This is a genomic window from Ensifer sp. ZNC0028 (genome assembly GCF_000799055.1).
Taxonomy (GTDB): Bacteria; Pseudomonadota; Alphaproteobacteria; order Rhizobiales; family Rhizobiaceae; genus Ensifer.
The window spans coordinates 1-15,028 of the sequence record NZ_JTLA01000097.1 but is presented as its reverse complement, the minus strand read 5'-3'; the positions used below and the strand labels follow the sequence as shown (position 1 = coordinate 15,028).

Genomic DNA, 15,028 nt, shown 5'->3' with positions numbered 1-15,028 from the left:
CGGCAGGCGACCGCCTGCCGAAACCGGAAGCGGGCGGCGGTGGCGGCGGCAAGGGCAAGCCCGGAACCGGCGAAAGTGACGATGATTTCCAGTTCATCCTGTCACGCGAGGAAGTGCTGGACCTCTTCTTCGAGGATCTGGAGCTTCCTGACATGGTCAAGCTCAGCCTCAAGGAAACCGTCACCTTCAAGCCCCGCCGCGCCGGCTTCGCCACGGCGGGAACCCCGACGAACATCAATGTCGGGCGCACGATGCGCAACAGTTTCGGCCGACGCCTGGCGCTGCACCGGCCGAAGGAGAAGGAACTGACCGCGGTTACCGACGAGATCGCGCAACTGGAAGCAGAACCGGAGCCGACGGCGAAGAGCCGACAGAGGCTCAAGGAGCTGCGGGGCGAGCTGGAAAGGATCGAGAAGAAACGGCGGCGTATCCCTTACGTCGATCCGGTCGACATCCGCTTCAACCGCTTCGAGCAGCAGCCGCTGCCGAATGCCAACGCCGTGATGTTCTGCCTGATGGACGTCTCGGCCTCGATGGGCGAGCGCGAGAAGGACCTCGCAAAGCGCTTCTTCGTGCTTCTGCACCTGTTTTTGAAGCGGCGCTACGAACGCATCGACATCGTCTTCATCCGCCATACGGACGAGGCGCGCGAAGTCGACGAAGAGACCTTCTTCTACAGCACCCAGAGCGGCGGCACGATCGTATCGACCGCGCTCGAAGAGATGATCAGGATCGTCGAGGATCGCTATCCCTCGCAGATCTGGAACATCTATGCGGCCCAGGCGTCCGACGGCGACAACATCATCGGCGACAGCGAACACTGTGCAGCACTGCTCAGGGAAAAGCTGACGAAGCTCTGCCAGTACTATGCCTATGTCGAAATCATCGACGAGCGAGAGACGGAAATCTTCGGCTCGACGGACAACGGCACCGCGCTCTGGCGCGCCTATCGCACGGTGGACGGCGAGAAGTCGAATTTCCAGATGACCCGGATTGCCAAACCCGCCGACATCTACCCGGTCTTCCGCAGGCTTTTTGCCCGGCAGCCGGCCGTACGCACCCGGAAATGAGGGGGAGACCGGATGGCACGACGCACGACCTCAGGTCTCCTGTTCCAGGGTTCCGACTGGAATTTTGCGACGCTATCGCGTGCCTATGACGCGATCGAGCAGGTCGCGATCGAGGAAATGGGCCTCAGCGTCTACCCGAACCAGCTGGAGATCATCACTTCCGAACAGATGCTCGACGCCTATTCCTCCGTCGGCATGCCGCTCATGTACCAGCACTGGTCCTTCGGCAAGCGCTTTGCCTATGAGGAGCATCACTACCGCAAGGGCCACCGCGGTCTTGCCTATGAGCTGGTGATCAATTCCAATCCCTGCATCACCTATCTCATGGAAGAAAACACCATGGCGATGCAGGCGCTCGTGACCGCGCATGCCGCCTTCGGCCATAACCACTTCTTCAAGAACAACTATCTCTTCCGCCAGTGGACCGATGCCGGCGCGATCCTCAGCTACATGGATTTCGCCAAGAAATACGTGACCAAATGCGAGGAGCGCCACGGCACTGCCGCCGTCGAAGCGATCCTCGATTCCGCCCACGCACTGATGGACCAGGGCGTCTTCCGCTACCGCCGCCCGCCGCGCCTCTCCTCGGAGAAGGTGCGCGAGAGGGCGCGCGAACGGCTGGAATATGAGGAGCAGACCTATAGCGACCTCTGGCGAACGCTGCCGCAGGTCGCCGAGAACCGCGATCCGGCCGAGGCCGAGCGCGACGCCTCCGAGCGCAAGAAGGTGCTCAACCTGCCGGAAGAGAACCTGCTCTATTTCCTCGAAAAGCACAGCCTGATCCTGGAGCCCTGGCAGCGGGAACTGCTCAGGATCGTGCGCGTCATCGCGCAGTATTTTTCACCGCAGCGCCAGACGAAGGTCATGAACGAGGGCTGCGCCACCTTCGTGCATTACACCATCATCAACCGCCTCTACGACCAGGGCAGGATCGGCGAAGGCCATATGCTGGAGCTGTTGCAGAGCCATTCCAACGTCGTCTTCCAGCCGGATTTCGACGACCGCCGCTATCCCGGCATCAACCCGTACGCACTCGGCTTTGCTATGATGCAGGACATCCAGCGGATTGCCACCGAGCCGACGGAGGAAGACCGCGACTGGTTCCCCTCCTTTGCCGGCAACGGCGACTGGATGGAAACTCTGCGTGACGCCTGGGCGAACCATCGCGACGAGTCCTTCATCCTGCAATATCTGAGCCCGGCGGTGATGCGCAAGTTCCGGCTGTTCCAGCTCTCAGACCGCTCGTCGGACCGTTTCGTCGAGGTTGCCTCGATCCACAACGAGCGCGGCTACTCCGCGGTTCGTTCAGCGCTCGCCAACAGCTACGACGTTGCCGCCAACCAGCCGGACATCCAGGTGATGGACGTCGACCTGCTCGGCGATCGGCAATTGCGGCTGCAGCACAACGTCAAGCATGGCATCCTGCTCGACGAAGGTAGCCGTGACGCGACAATGCGCCATATCCGCCATCTCTGGGGCTACGAGGTGAGCCTTGCCGGCGTCGACGCGCAAAGCGGGCGCACGGTCTACGAGTGCTCGACGGCCAAATCGTCCGAGTGAGCCGTGTCCGCGACCATCACTAGAATTCGTGGCAGACATTAGAATTATTAGGCCAACGAGACACACCGTCACGCAGCGCACGGGTGGCACATCCTGCGGTATCACATCCCGTTAGCGGAGGGTTAGCCTGCGATAACGTCCGGCGTGGCCGGCAAGGTCGCCGCCTCCTGCTCGGCGGCCGCCGCGAGCCAATCGTGGAAGGCGGTCATCGCCGGCGTGACGGGACGCGATTTCAGCCGCGTCAGCCAGTAGCTTCCCATCGAGGTATGAACGTCGAAGGGCTGGCGCATGGTGCCGTTCGACAGCAGCCGCGAGAACATCAGCGGCGGCGCCAGTGCCACGCCGATCCCTTGAGCTGCGGCCTCCATCATCGCCAGCGAGCTATCGAAGACGATGCCCTTGAGCAGCGGCGCCGGATAGGCGATGCCGGCTGCATCGAACCAGGTCACCCACTCGTCGGCCCGGTAGGACCGGAGCAGCGTCTCGTCGAGCAGATCGGCTGGCGTCGTCAGCCGCTCGGCGATCTCGGGGATGCAAAGCACGGATAAAGGCGCCTCGAAGAGCCGCGTCGCCTCGATATTGTGCCAGGAGCCACCGCCGAAACGGATGGCGAAATCGAGGCCCTCGGCCGCCATGTCGACACGGTTGTTGTTGGTGGAAAGACGAACGTCGACAAAGGGATACTTCGCCTGGAAGTCGGCGAGCCGCGGCAGCAGCCAGCCGACCGCAAACGTACCGACGGCGCCGATCATCAGCACTTCGCGGATATGCCCGGCCTCGAAGCGGTCGAGCATGTCCGCCATCCGGTCGAAGCTATCGCGCAGGACCGGCAGCAGCGCCTCGCCCTCGGCCGTGATCATCAGCCCGCGCGGCAGCCGCTTGAACAGGGTCACGTTCAGGCGGTTTTCGAGAAGCTTGACCTGATGGCTGACCGCGGCCTGCGTAACGCAGAGCTCGATCGCGGCGCGGGTAAAGCTCAGATGCCGCGCCGAGGCTTCGAAAGCACGCAATGCATTGAGCGGAAGATATGGCCTGACCATGAATGCCCTAACTCACCTAATGGGTCTCGCAAATAAACGTGGTTTGTTGCGCAAGCACAATCCCTTTACGGTGAACTTTATCGGCGGTGCGTGCCGTTGCCCGGAAGCCGCCAACTCAGGAAAGGCGCGGTGAGCCGCACCGCTTTCGGAGACCTGATCCATGCGCCGTTTCATCTGGCCCTAGCGGCCGCAGGCACCGTCGCCGAGCCAACGTCCGCGGACGTAGGCGCACCCCAATACTCCGCTCCGCATGCGCTGCCCGCCGCGCGAACGCCCGTGCCGGCGACGCTGCCTGCCGCCATGAAGGTCCACTCTGCCCGTTATGAAGTTCCTCGCAAATCTGCTCGGCACTTGCCTCAATCTCACTGTCGTCGTTGCGGTGGCCGCCGCCGCGCTCGTCGCCGCCCTGACGCGGCACCTGCCCGATCACCGCACGCTCGCCAATTGGGAGCCGGCGGTGACCAGTCGTCTCTATGCCGCCGACGGCACGATGGTCGCAGAACTCGCGCGGGAGCGCCGGCTGTTCCTGCCCATCGCCACCATCCCGGCACGCGTGCGCCAGGCGTTCCTCTCCGCCGAAGACAAGAACTTCTACACCCATCCCGGCATCGACGTCGCGAGCATCGGCACGGCGCTGCTCGCCAACCTCGCCAACTACGGCTCCGGTCGGCGCATGATCGGCGGCTCGACGATCACGCAGCAGATCGCCAAGAATTTCCTGCTGACGTCAGACCGGACTGTGGAGCGCAAGCTGCGTGAGGCGATCCTTTCACTGCGGATCGACCAGACCTATTCCAAGGATCGCATCCTCGAACTCTATCTCAACGACATCTATCTCGGGCGCGGTGCCTATGGCGTGGCGCAGGCGGCGCTCACCTATTTCGACAAGCCGGTCAGCGAACTCTCGGTCGCGGAGGCCGCCTTCCTCGCAGCCCTACCGAAGGCGCCCAACAATTACGACCCGGACCGGCAGGCGGAGCGGGCCATGGGCCGGCGCAACTGGGTGATCGACCAGATGCGGCAGAACGGTGTCATCGACGCTGCCGCCGCCGCCAGGGCATCTGCTTCCCCACTCGGCGTCAAGCAACGCCGGCAATCTCCCGCGGTCGCAAGTTCCGACTATTTCACCGAGGACGTCCGCCGCCAGCTCAACGCCCGGTACGGCGAGGCCGCCCTTTATACAGCCGGCTTTTCCGTGCGCACGACGCTCGATCCGCGATTGCAGGCGGCGGCCGTGACGGCGCTGCGCAAGGGCCTCGTCGCCTATGACCAGGCAAAGGGTTACCGCGGCCCCGTCACCCGGCTGCCCTCGACCGGAAACTGGGCGGCGACACTCACCAAGCTGCAGCCGCTTGCCGACGTGCCGGAATGGCGGCTCGGCGTGGTGCTGGCGACCGACAAGGATGGAGTAGAGATCGGGCTAAGACCTCCGGCTGCGGTACGAAGCGGGGCACTTGGCACCGATGAGACGATCCGCCTTGGCCGGCCCGGCATGGCCTGGGCGCTCTGCCGCTCGGCCAAGACAAAGCGGGGCTGCGCCGCGGGACCGGACGGGGTTCTTGCGCCCGGCGACGTCGTCTACGTCGAAAAGGTGGGCGACGGCTATGCACTTCGGCAGCCGCCGCTCGTGCAGGGCGCGCTCGTCTCGATGGACCCGAACACCGGCCGGGTGCTCGCGGTCGCCGGTGGTTTTTCCTATGCCCAGTCGGAGTTCAACCGCGCAACCCAGGCCTATCGCCAGCCGGGTTCGTCGTTCAAGCCCTTCGTCTATGCCGCCGCCCTCGACAACGGCTATGCGCCGACGACGCTGGTGATGGATGCGCCGATCGCCCTTGCCGATGGCGCCGGGCGGATGTGGAAGCCGAAGAATTACGACGGGCGCTTCAGCGGTCCCTCGACGCTGCGCGTCGGGCTCGAAAACAGCCGCAACCTGATGACCGTGCGCCTTGCGCGCCATCTCGGCATGGATCTGGTCGCCGACTATGGCAAGCGTTTCGGCATCTATGACGAGCTGAAGCCTTACCTGCCGATGTCGCTCGGCGCCGGCGAGACGACGCTGCTCAGGCTGGTCTCGGCCTATGCGGTCATCGCCAATGGCGGCAAGGCCGTGACGCCTTCGATGGTCGATCGCATCCAGGATCGTTACGGCCGCACGATCTTTCGCCACGACCAGCGCAAGTGCGACGCTTGCAACACCTCCGATTGGAGCGGCCAGGAAGAGCCCGCCCCCGTGGACGACCGCGATTACGTGCTCGATCCAATGACCGCCTATCAGGTGACCTCGATGCTGCGCGGCGTTGTCGAACGCGGAACCGCCCGGAATGTCGGCTCGCTCGGCGTGCCGATCGCCGGCAAGACCGGCACCACCAATGACGAGAAGGACGTCTGGTTCGTCGGCTACACGCCTGATATCGTCACGGGTGTCTTCCTCGGCTACGACACGCCGAAGCCGATGGGTTACGGCGAAACCGGCGGCGGCCTCGCCGCACCCATTTTCATCGATTTCATGAAGGTGGCGCTTGCGGGCCGGCCGGCGGCCGATTTCCACGCGCCAACAGGCATGACGATCGAGGCGATCGACCGGAAGAGCGGCCAGCCGGTGCCGGAGGGCACGCCAGGCGCCATTCTCGAATCCTTCAAGCCGGGCACCGCGCCCTGCGCCAACAGCTGCCCGGTCATCGACGGCTTCGAAACGGCGAGCACATCGGCAACGGTCGATGCGGACCTTACGCCCGAACAGCGCGAGAAGCTTCTCACCAACAGCAGCGGACTTTATTGAGATGGCACGCAAGGTTCAGCCCCGGCCGGATCCCCGCGGTCGCCTTCTCCTCGTCATCGGCGCCTTCGCGCTCGTCTTCGGCCTCATGCTCGCGCGGCTTGTCCAGCTGGGTGTCGCCGACTACGAGCGCACCGGCTACATACCGCCGCCGCCATCGCTTGGCCGCCCCTCGATCCTTGACCGCAACGGCAATCTGCTGGCGATCGACGTTCCGAGTTCCGGGCTCTATGCCGAGCCTCGGCTGATCGTCGATGTCGACGAGGCGGTCGAGAAACTGACCGAAATCTTTCCTGATCTCGACGGGCGCGACCTCTATCGACGCCTGAAGAGCGGTGCGGCCTTTGCCTGGATCAAGCGCCAGGTAACGCCAGCCGAAGAGCAGGCCGTCTGGAACGCCGGCCTCCCGGCGATCGGTTTCCAACGCGAGAAGCAGCGCTTCTATCCCAACGGGACGCTTGCCGCACATGTGCTTGGCGCGGTCGATATCGACAATATCGGCATCGCCGGGATCGAGCGCTGGATCGAAGGCCAGGGGCTGGAGGTGCTGCGCCAGAGCGGCATGGATCTCTCCCATCGCAATCTCGAGCCGGTCAGCACGACGCTCGACATCCGCATCCAGCACGCGCTCGAGGTCGAGCTGCGCAAGGCGATCGCCAAGTTCAGTGCCAAGGCCGGCGCCGGCCTGGTGCTCGACGTCACCAATGGCGAGATCCTGGCGCTCGTTTCCTACCCGGATTTCGACCCGAACCTGCCTGTCGATGCGTTGAAGCCCGACCGCATCAACCGCATCGCCGCCGCCACTTTCGAGATGGGCTCGACCTTCAAGGCGCTGACGACGGCCATGGCGCTCGATTCCGGCCAGTTCACGCTGCGCTCCGTCATCGACGCCAGCAAGCCGCTTGCCTTCGGCCGCTTCCGCATCAACGACTACCGCGGCCAGCATCGACCGCTGACGGTGCCCGAAGCCTTCATCTATTCGTCAAACATTTCGATGGCGAAGATGGCAATCGCGGTCGGCCCGGAGAACCTGCGGGCGTTCCTGAAGCGCTTCGGGCAGATGTCGCGGCTGACGACGGAACTGCCCGAAAGCGCCCACCCACAATTGCCGCGGCGCTGGGGCGAGATCGATACGGCCACCGCGTCCTACGGTCACGGCATCGCCGTGACACCGCTGCAGGCGAGCATAGCGGTCGCAGCACTCGTCAACGGCGGGCGTCTCATAAGGCCGACGCTCATCAAGGGCGCACCGCTCGAAGAAAGGGTGCTGGCGCAGGACCTGATCAAGCCGGAGACCGGCGAGGCGCTGCGCTATCTGCTGCGGCTCAACGCCAAGACCGGCTCGGCAAAGAAGGCGGAGGTCAAAGGCTACTTCATCGGCGGCAAGACCGGCACGGCCGAAAAGGTGGTTGGCGGGCGCTACTCGAAGGAATTGAACATCACCTCCTTCATGGGCGTCGTTCCCGTCGACAATCCGCGCTACCTGCTTCTCACCTTGCTCGATGAGCCCAAGGGTCTGAAAGAAACCTACGGCTTCCGCACCTCCGGCTGGAATGCAGCACCGCTCGGCGGCGCGGTGTTCGAACGGATCCTGCCGATGCTCGCCCTCATGCCCGATTTCGAGATCGCCGATGTCAGCTTCCCCGAGATCAGCACCCAGGGCGCCTTCGGCTCGCAGCTCTTTCCCTCGCCGAAGAGCACGGGCGAGCGCAACAGCGGCGCGATCGACGGAGCGCTTTGATCCCTGTGGCTGCGGCAGGCGATGACGCGCTAGCCGGCTACCGAACTGTCGGCTATGCCTCGAGGAAAGCGCGGGAGAAACCCGGTTCGGTCACTTCGATCGTTCCATCAGGAAGCTTCAGGAAACGCTCGATGGCGGTGCCGTAGGTCCGCATCCAGCCGTCGAGCATTGCAGCCGCGCCGTCGAGGTCGCCGGCCTCCTGTCGCTGCAAAGCCTTGTGCATCACCTTGGCGACGCTCAGCCGCAGTTGCAGCAGCATCAGGGCGGACGCTTCCGGATCGGGTGCATCAAGCGTTCCGTCCGCATGCCCACGCCGCAGCATCTCGGCGACCAGCGGCAGGCTGACGGCCATCAGCGCCTCGTCGATACGGTGGTAGAGCGCGACGTTTTCGGGCTTGAAAAGCGCGTTGAAGCTGTTCTTCAGCTGCGGCGCCATGTCGAGCTTCAGCCGCCGCGAGCCGGCGAAAAGCGCATTCAACTGTCCGACCGCGTCGAGCGACGGATCCTCGAAAAGCGGCTGCAATTCCTTCAGGTTCCGTGCAGCCAGGCGGGTCGCGACCGCCTCCAGCAGCGCCTCCTTCGAGACGAAATAGTGGTAGAAGGCGCCCTTGGAGACGTTGGCTTCGCGGATGACGTCGTTGACCGTCGTGTTCTCGTAGCCGTACAGGAAGAACAAACGCTCGGCGCAATCGATCAACTCGTTCGATCGGACTTCCGGCGATTTCTTCGTTCTGACCATGAGCGCTCCCAGAAGGGCGGCTTAGCACGGGTTTGCGGCGCGGTCCACGATGCTGCCGAAGGTCGAGGAAGTCGACGACCTTGAAACAAACCGACCGTCGGTCTATTTATACAGAACGGATAGGAAGCGTTCAAGGAGCGTCTCGTGCGGCTCACTCGTTATGCAATCGGAGCGGCCGTCGTCGTTGCCGTCGGTGCGGCAGGCGCCTGGTACTTTCTTCGCCCGGTTCCCGTCTCCGTCATTTCGCCGAACCGCGGCGATGCAGCGGAGATCATCTATGCCGATGGCGTGGTGGAGCCGCGCACCTGGGCAAAAGTCACGCCGACAGTGGCCGAGCGCATCGTCGAGCAGTGCAATTGCGAAGGGCAGCGCGTCGCCAAGGGCGATGTGCTCGCCCGTCTCGACGACACCGAGGCGCGGGCCGCGCTCGGCGAACTACAGGCGCGGCTGACGCTGGCGCAGGAGGAATATCGCCGCAAGCTGGCGCTCGCCGAACGCAGCACGATCAGCGAACAGGAAGTCGACCGGGCGCGCAGCGAACTCGGCCAGCTCGAAGCGCTCGTTGCCGGCCGCCAGGCGCGGCTCGCGACCTATGTACTGCGCGCAGCGAGCGCCGGACAGGTGCTCAGGCAGGACGGCGAGATCGGCGAGGTCGCGGATCTCGGCACCGTGCTGTTCTGGGTCGGAGAGCCGAAGCCGCTGATCGTGACCGCCGACGTCAACGAAGAGGATATCCCACGCGTCGAAGTCGGCCAGGAGGCGCTGCTCCAATCGGACGCCTTCCCCGATCGCAAGCTGGAAGCGACGGTCGACAGCATCACGCCGAAGGGGGACCCGGTAACGAAGACCTATCGCGTGCGTTTTCGGCTTCCCGACGACACACCGCTTCGGATCGGCATGTCGACCGACGTCAACATCATCGTGCGGGTCGCCAAGGGCGCCTTGATCATCCCGACCGTGGCGCTGGAGGGAACGAAGGCCGCCGTGATCGACGGCAATCGCGCCCGGATCCGTGAGCTGAAAACGGGCATCCGCGGCGCCGACGGCGTCGAGATCCTCTCCGGCCTCGAAGACGACGCGCGCATCGTCTCACCCTTCCCGACCGGCCTTGCCGACGGCACGCGGGTGAAGGCCACCCCTGCCCCAGAGAAATGAGCCCGCCATGCACCTCATCCTCGACATCGCACTGACGCACATCTCCGGCCGGGGCCGGCAGACGATCGTTGCGATGCTGGGCGTGGCGGTCGGTGTCGGCTTCTCCATTGCCATGGCAGCGTTGATGCAGGGCGGCCAAGACGACTTCGTCCGCCAACTCGTCGACACCATGCCGCATGTGCAGGTGACCGACGAGCAGCGCACGGCGCGGCGCCAGCCGGCGGAAGACCTTTTCGATGCCGCCGCCATTTCCGGCTTGAGACCACGCGACGACCGCCGCGGCATCATCAACCCGACGGCAGCCCTCTCCTGGCTAGACGGCTGGGTTCCCGGCCGCTTTGCCGCCACCCTCAAGGCACAGGGCGTGCTTCGCTATGCCGGCCAGGAGGTGGGCGCCGCCGTCATCGGCATCGATCCGCAGGCGGAGCCGCGGGTCTCGCCGATCATCGGCGACTTCAAGGCGGGCAGCTTCGCAGCCCTTGCCGCCGGCGGCAACAATGTGGTGATCGGCGACACCATGGCCGCCCGGCTCGGCGCCAAGCTCGGCGACACGATCACCGCCGTCTCTTCGGAAGGGCTCGGCCGCCGCTTCAAGATCGTCGGCCTCTTCCACACCGGCACGACCGCCCGCGACGAGGGCGAGGCCTATGTGCTGCAGAAAAACGCGCAGATCCTCTCGGCCCGGCCGAACGCGATCAACGTGATCAACATCAAGCTCGACGATCCGAACGCCGCCCCGGCGGTCGCGCGGCGCATCGAGGCGGAACTCGGCTACAAGGCCGTCGCCTGGCAGGAAGCCAACGAGTCGATCCTCGAGGCGCTCGTGGTGCGCAACGTTATCATGTACACGGTGGTCGCCGCGATCATGCTGGTCGCCGGCTTCGGCATCTTCAACATCATCTCGACGATCACGCACGAAAAAGCGCGCGACATCGCCATCATGAAGTCGCTCGGCTTCACCGAGGCCGACATGCGCATCCTCTTCGTGCTGGAAGGCGTGGCCATCGCTACAGCCGGTACGCTTCTCGGCTGGGCGTTCGGTTTCGCGATGATCTACGGCCTTTCGCTCGTCCGTTTCGAACTCGCGGCCACTGGCCAGGAAATGACCCGGCTGCCGATCGCCTGGAGCATGCTGCACTATCTGATCGCCGCCACCTTCGCGCTCGGATCGGCAGCGGTTGCCGGCTACCTGCCGGCCCGGCGCGCCGCCCGCGCCAATCCCGTCGACATCATCCGGGGCGCGACATGAGCACGCTGATCGAAACAAGGGATCTGACGCGGATCCTGAGGGAGACCGTACCGGTCACGCTGGTGAAGGACATCACCTTGAGCATCGGCGAGCGGGAATTCGTCGCCGTCACCGGCCCCTCCGGTTCCGGCAAATCGTCGCTTCTCTATCTGCTCGGCCTGCTCGACCGGCCGACGGGTGGCACGCTTATGATCCGCGGTCGCGACACGGAGCGAATGGACGAGAACGAACGGGCCGCCACGCGGCTCGGCAATATCGGCTTCGTCTTCCAGTTTCACTTCCTGCTGCCGGAATTTACCGCCCGCGAGAACGTCGAGATCCCGATGCGCAAGCTCGGTCGCCTTGGCCGGAGCGAGATGCGTGAGAAGGCAGGCGAGTTGCTTGTCGCGCTCGGGCTTGCCGATCACCTGGACAAGCGGCCCGACCAGCTTTCGGGCGGCCAGCGCCAACGCGTCGCGGTCGCCCGTGCGCTCGCCAACGATCCGCCGCTGATCCTCGCCGACGAACCGACCGGCAGCCTCGACAGCAAGAGCTCTGAGCAGGTCTTCCGGATCCTGGAAACACTGGTGCGCGAAGAGGGCAAGACCGTGGTCGCGGTCACCCATGACCTGGACATGGCCGCGCGCATGGACCGGCGCCTTCACCTCATCGATGGGCGCCTGACCACGGAGGCCGACGATGCCGCACCCAAAGACGAAGGTGCGGCTCCGGAGGCCTGACGACGCGGCCTCAGCCGAAGACGAGATCGCTCTCCGAGAGTACCGAGAGCGAGACATCCTCGATCAGAATGCCTTCGGTCTCAGAGCCATTGAAGGAGACGAAGACGCCATCGGCCGTATCGCGCGCCGCTGCCAGGAAATCGGCATAGCTGTGAATACCCGTCGTGTCCTGGGCCTCGTCGGAAAAGGCGATGCGGTCACCCTGCCGACCATCGAAATCGAGAATGCGGTCGAGGCCTGCCTCGCCGGAGGTTTCCGACGACCAGGAAAAGGTGTCGGCGCCGCGACCACCCGTCAGCACATCGCTGCCGTTGCCGCCGCTCAACAGATCGTTCTCGGAGCCGCCATCGAGGAAATCCGCCCCGTCGCCACCGAAAAGTTGGTCGTTTTCCGACGCCCCGCTCAGCCTGTCGTCGCCGCCGCGCCCGTCGAGGATATCGTTGCCGCTCGAAGAATAGAAGGTGTCGTTGTCGTCGCCGCCGCGCAACATATCGTCGTAGCCCCCGCTCGAGACGTTGAAATATTCGATACCGGTGAAGGTCAGGCCGGTATGGGTGACACCCCGTGCCGCGTCGAAGTCCATCGCCTCCGGCAGGCCGCCATAGTTGAGGTTCAGGAGATCCCGGCCCTCGCCGCCATCGACCTCGCCGAGGTAGCGGGCATTGATCGTATCGTTGCCCGCGCCGCCACGCAGGATCGACGCGACGCCGAGGCTGCCGCTGCCGGGGAAGGTGTCCTGCAGCCAGTCGTCTCCGGCCCCGCCATCGAGCACGTCGCTGCCGCCGGTATTGGCAAGCGTGTCCCTTCCGTCGCCGCCATACGCCACGTCGTCGCCGGCGCCGGTGACGATCGTGTCGTTTCCAGCACCCCCGTGAATATAATCGTTGCCGTCTTCGCCATAAAGCGCATCCGCCCCGGCGCCGCCTTCGAGATGATCGTTTCCAGCACCGGCCTCGACCACGAGATAGGTCAGATCGCCGGCGATGACCCGGTCGTTGCCGCTGCCGAGCATGAGGCTCGCCTCCTCGATGCCGCTAATGACCGTGCCGGTCGAGGCGCGTCCGGCGGAAAAGTCGATCGTCAGGTCGCTCGTGCGCTGTGTTTCCTTGATCCATAGCCAATCCTGGCCCGCCCCACCGTCGATTTCCGCCGAATAGAGCGTCGAGGTAATCTGGTCGCGGCCGTCGCCGCCAAACAGACGATTGGCGCCGAGCCCGTCAATGATCGTATCGTCGCCGGCACCCGCATCGACGAAGTCGTTGCCGCCGCCAGTCTGGATGACATCGGAAAGGCTACTCCCGAGGATCCGGTCGTTGCCGCTTCCCGTCGTCACTTCGATCTTTTCGATGCCGTCATAGGTGACGAAGATGTGCCGCTCGCCCGCTGTCTGGTAACCGATGATGCCGTGGCCGTTTTCCAGGTTGAAGACGACGGGGGATTTGGCGGCGACGAGATCAATGGCCAGCGTATCGGTGCCGCTGCCGCCGGAAACGGTGCTGCCGGTACCGATGAGAACGAAGCGGTCGTTGCCCGCGCCGCCATCGAGACGGTCGTGACCGCCGCTGTTGGTGATGAGATCGTTTCCGCCACCGGCGTAGACGACATCGTTGCCGGCGCCGGTCGAGATGTTGTCGCCCGAGGCCGTACCGGTGATCCTGTCATCGCCACTGCCGGCAAGCACCCGCAGCCACTCGATATCGTGGAAGAAGACGTGACGCCCGGCGACCGCGGGATCGCCGACATAACCGTGGCCGGCCGCGCCGTTGAACACCATCTTCTCGGAGGTTTGCGAGAAATCGACCACGAGACCGTCATAGCCGGCCCCTCCGGTGACCGCGCCACCCGTCCCGTTGAGCACGATCTGGTCGTCGTCGGCGCCGCCGTCGAGGCGATCGTAGCCACTCGAGCTGATCAGGGTATCACGCCCGCCGCCGCCGCTGACGAAATCATCACCAGCGCCGCCATCGATCGTGTCGGCGCCGAACAGCCCCCAGATTCGGTCGCTTTCCCCGGTCCCCTTCAAAACGTCGTTCCCATAGGAACCTACGATCCTCGCCATGCTATCACTCCCCTTCAAACGATTTTCGACAATACTTTGCTGTATGAATGTTAATTCGGCGCCATGGACTGTATGTATATAAATACGTAAAGCAATACCGAAATAAATACTTGAAATAACGGCAATATAATTCGAGATTTATATTAGATATTTCGCGCGTATATTTTCATCGCCGTCGCGTTGCCGGACAACCGCCGTGGCCTTGCCGCGAGTCCCGGGCGCGAGCTTTTGGAAAAGACAGAACCCAAGCCAGGAACCGTGAGAGCCGCTCGTTTGCGGACACGCCGAATTTTGCCCGCTCTTAAGAGGAGTGATGGCGCAGCGCGCCCACCGGGAGGTGGCGGCCTGACGCGGTTGCGGCCTACGCTATCCCCGCATCGATGCGCTTGCCCAGCGCCTCGTCGCTTGCGCGGCACCGTCGAAGCTCGCCTCGAAGGCTGCGGATGCGAGCACGGCGCGGATGTGGAGCGTTTCGTCGCCGACATTGGCAAAGCCGTGCCGACGTCGTTTCGGCACGATCAGCGATTGATGGGCGGTGAGAATGAAGCGTTCGTCGTCGATCCACATTTCCGCCTGCCCCGCGACCACCGTCAGTACCTCTTCGACAGGATGGCTATGGGTGGGCGCGCCGGCGCCGGGCGCGATCCATTGTTCGAACAGGCACAATCCGGAAGCGCCATTGAGCGCGGAGACGAGCATACGGGTCTCGACGCCCGGGCGCCACGTCTCGATTGGCCAGTCTTCATGCGCGATAGCTCCCATGACGTGCTCCCCGCCGATGAAATCCAAGCTTCAGTTTATCAGCTTGAGCCAATCGACACGACCGATCGGTCATTCTCAGTCGCCCGTATGGCGCTCAAGGCGCTTGATGCCTCGCCTTGCCAACAGCTGGGCAGAAGGAAGGGGCGGCGCGAAGCGCC

General features: G+C 64.3%; 11 protein-coding genes. 7 read left to right on the top strand and 4 right to left on the bottom strand.

What is annotated here, in order from left to right; genetic code table 11:
- Both L981_RS22330 and L981_RS22325 read left to right on the top strand, forming a co-directional pair.
- Positions 1 to 1,070 (top strand): YeaH/YhbH family protein (locus L981_RS22330; protein ID WP_043621249.1); only part of this gene is annotated, 1,070 nt, incomplete at its 5' end.
- 12 nt (positions 1,071 to 1,082) lie between these two features.
- Positions 1,083 to 2,630: a SpoVR family protein gene (locus L981_RS22325; protein ID WP_043621247.1), complete on the top strand. Its 1,548-nt coding sequence runs from the start codon at positions 1,083 to 1,085 to the stop codon at positions 2,628 to 2,630.
- Positions 2,631 to 2,752: 122 nt separating this feature from the next.
- On the opposite strand, the gene L981_RS22320 is transcribed toward L981_RS22325, so the two are convergent.
- Positions 2,753 to 3,670, bottom strand: coding sequence for a LysR family transcriptional regulator (locus L981_RS22320; protein WP_052201951.1), 918 nt, complete (start codon positions 3,668 to 3,670; stop codon positions 2,753 to 2,755).
- Between the two features lie 322 nt (positions 3,671 to 3,992).
- Between L981_RS22320 and L981_RS22315 the strand changes: the two genes are divergently transcribed.
- The gene (locus tag L981_RS22315; RefSeq protein WP_043621245.1) at positions 3,993 to 6,449 is read left to right on the top strand and encodes a penicillin-binding protein 1A; all 2,457 of its coding nucleotides are present in this window, start codon (positions 3,993 to 3,995) and stop codon (positions 6,447 to 6,449) included.
- A gap of 1 nt (position 6,450) precedes the next feature.
- Positions 6,451 to 8,187, top strand: coding sequence for a penicillin-binding protein 2 (locus L981_RS22310; protein ID WP_156134189.1), 1,737 nt, complete (start codon positions 6,451 to 6,453; stop codon positions 8,185 to 8,187).
- A 52-nt stretch (positions 8,188 to 8,239) separates the two neighbouring features.
- On the opposite strand, the gene L981_RS22305 is transcribed toward L981_RS22310, so the two are convergent.
- The gene (locus L981_RS22305; RefSeq protein ID WP_043621242.1) at positions 8,240 to 8,926 is read right to left on the bottom strand and encodes a TetR/AcrR family transcriptional regulator; all 687 of its coding nucleotides are present in this window, start codon (positions 8,924 to 8,926) and stop codon (positions 8,240 to 8,242) included.
- A 144-nt stretch (positions 8,927 to 9,070) separates the two neighbouring features.
- On the opposite strand from L981_RS22305, the gene L981_RS22300 reads away from it, so the two are divergent.
- From L981_RS22300 to L981_RS22290, 3 genes are read left to right on the top strand one after another with little or no spacing between them, the layout of a single operon-like run.
- Positions 9,071 to 10,081, top strand: coding sequence for an efflux RND transporter periplasmic adaptor subunit (locus L981_RS22300; protein WP_043621239.1), 1,011 nt, complete (start codon positions 9,071 to 9,073; stop codon positions 10,079 to 10,081).
- Positions 10,082 to 10,088: 7 nt separating this feature from the next.
- Positions 10,089 to 11,330, top strand: coding sequence for an ABC transporter permease (locus tag L981_RS22295; RefSeq protein ID WP_043621236.1), 1,242 nt, complete (start codon positions 10,089 to 10,091; stop codon positions 11,328 to 11,330).
- A complete protein-coding gene (locus tag L981_RS22290; protein ID WP_043621233.1) occupies positions 11,327 to 12,049 on the top strand; it encodes an ABC transporter ATP-binding protein in 723 nt (240 codons plus the stop codon). Before L981_RS22295 ends, L981_RS22290 begins: the two co-directional genes overlap by 4 nt.
- Before the next feature lie 10 nt (positions 12,050 to 12,059).
- Here L981_RS22290 and L981_RS22285 read toward each other — a convergent pair whose 3' ends face one another.
- Positions 12,060 to 14,108: a calcium-binding protein gene (locus L981_RS22285; RefSeq protein WP_052201950.1), complete on the bottom strand. Its 2,049-nt coding sequence runs from the start codon at positions 14,106 to 14,108 to the stop codon at positions 12,060 to 12,062.
- A gap of 366 nt (positions 14,109 to 14,474) precedes the next feature.
- Positions 14,475 to 14,870 carry a cupin domain-containing protein gene (locus L981_RS22280; protein ID WP_043621229.1) on the bottom strand — a complete coding sequence of 132 codons (396 nt, stop codon included), beginning with the start codon at positions 14,868 to 14,870 and terminating at the stop codon, positions 14,475 to 14,477.
- Positions 14,871 to 15,028 lie beyond the last annotated feature (158 nt).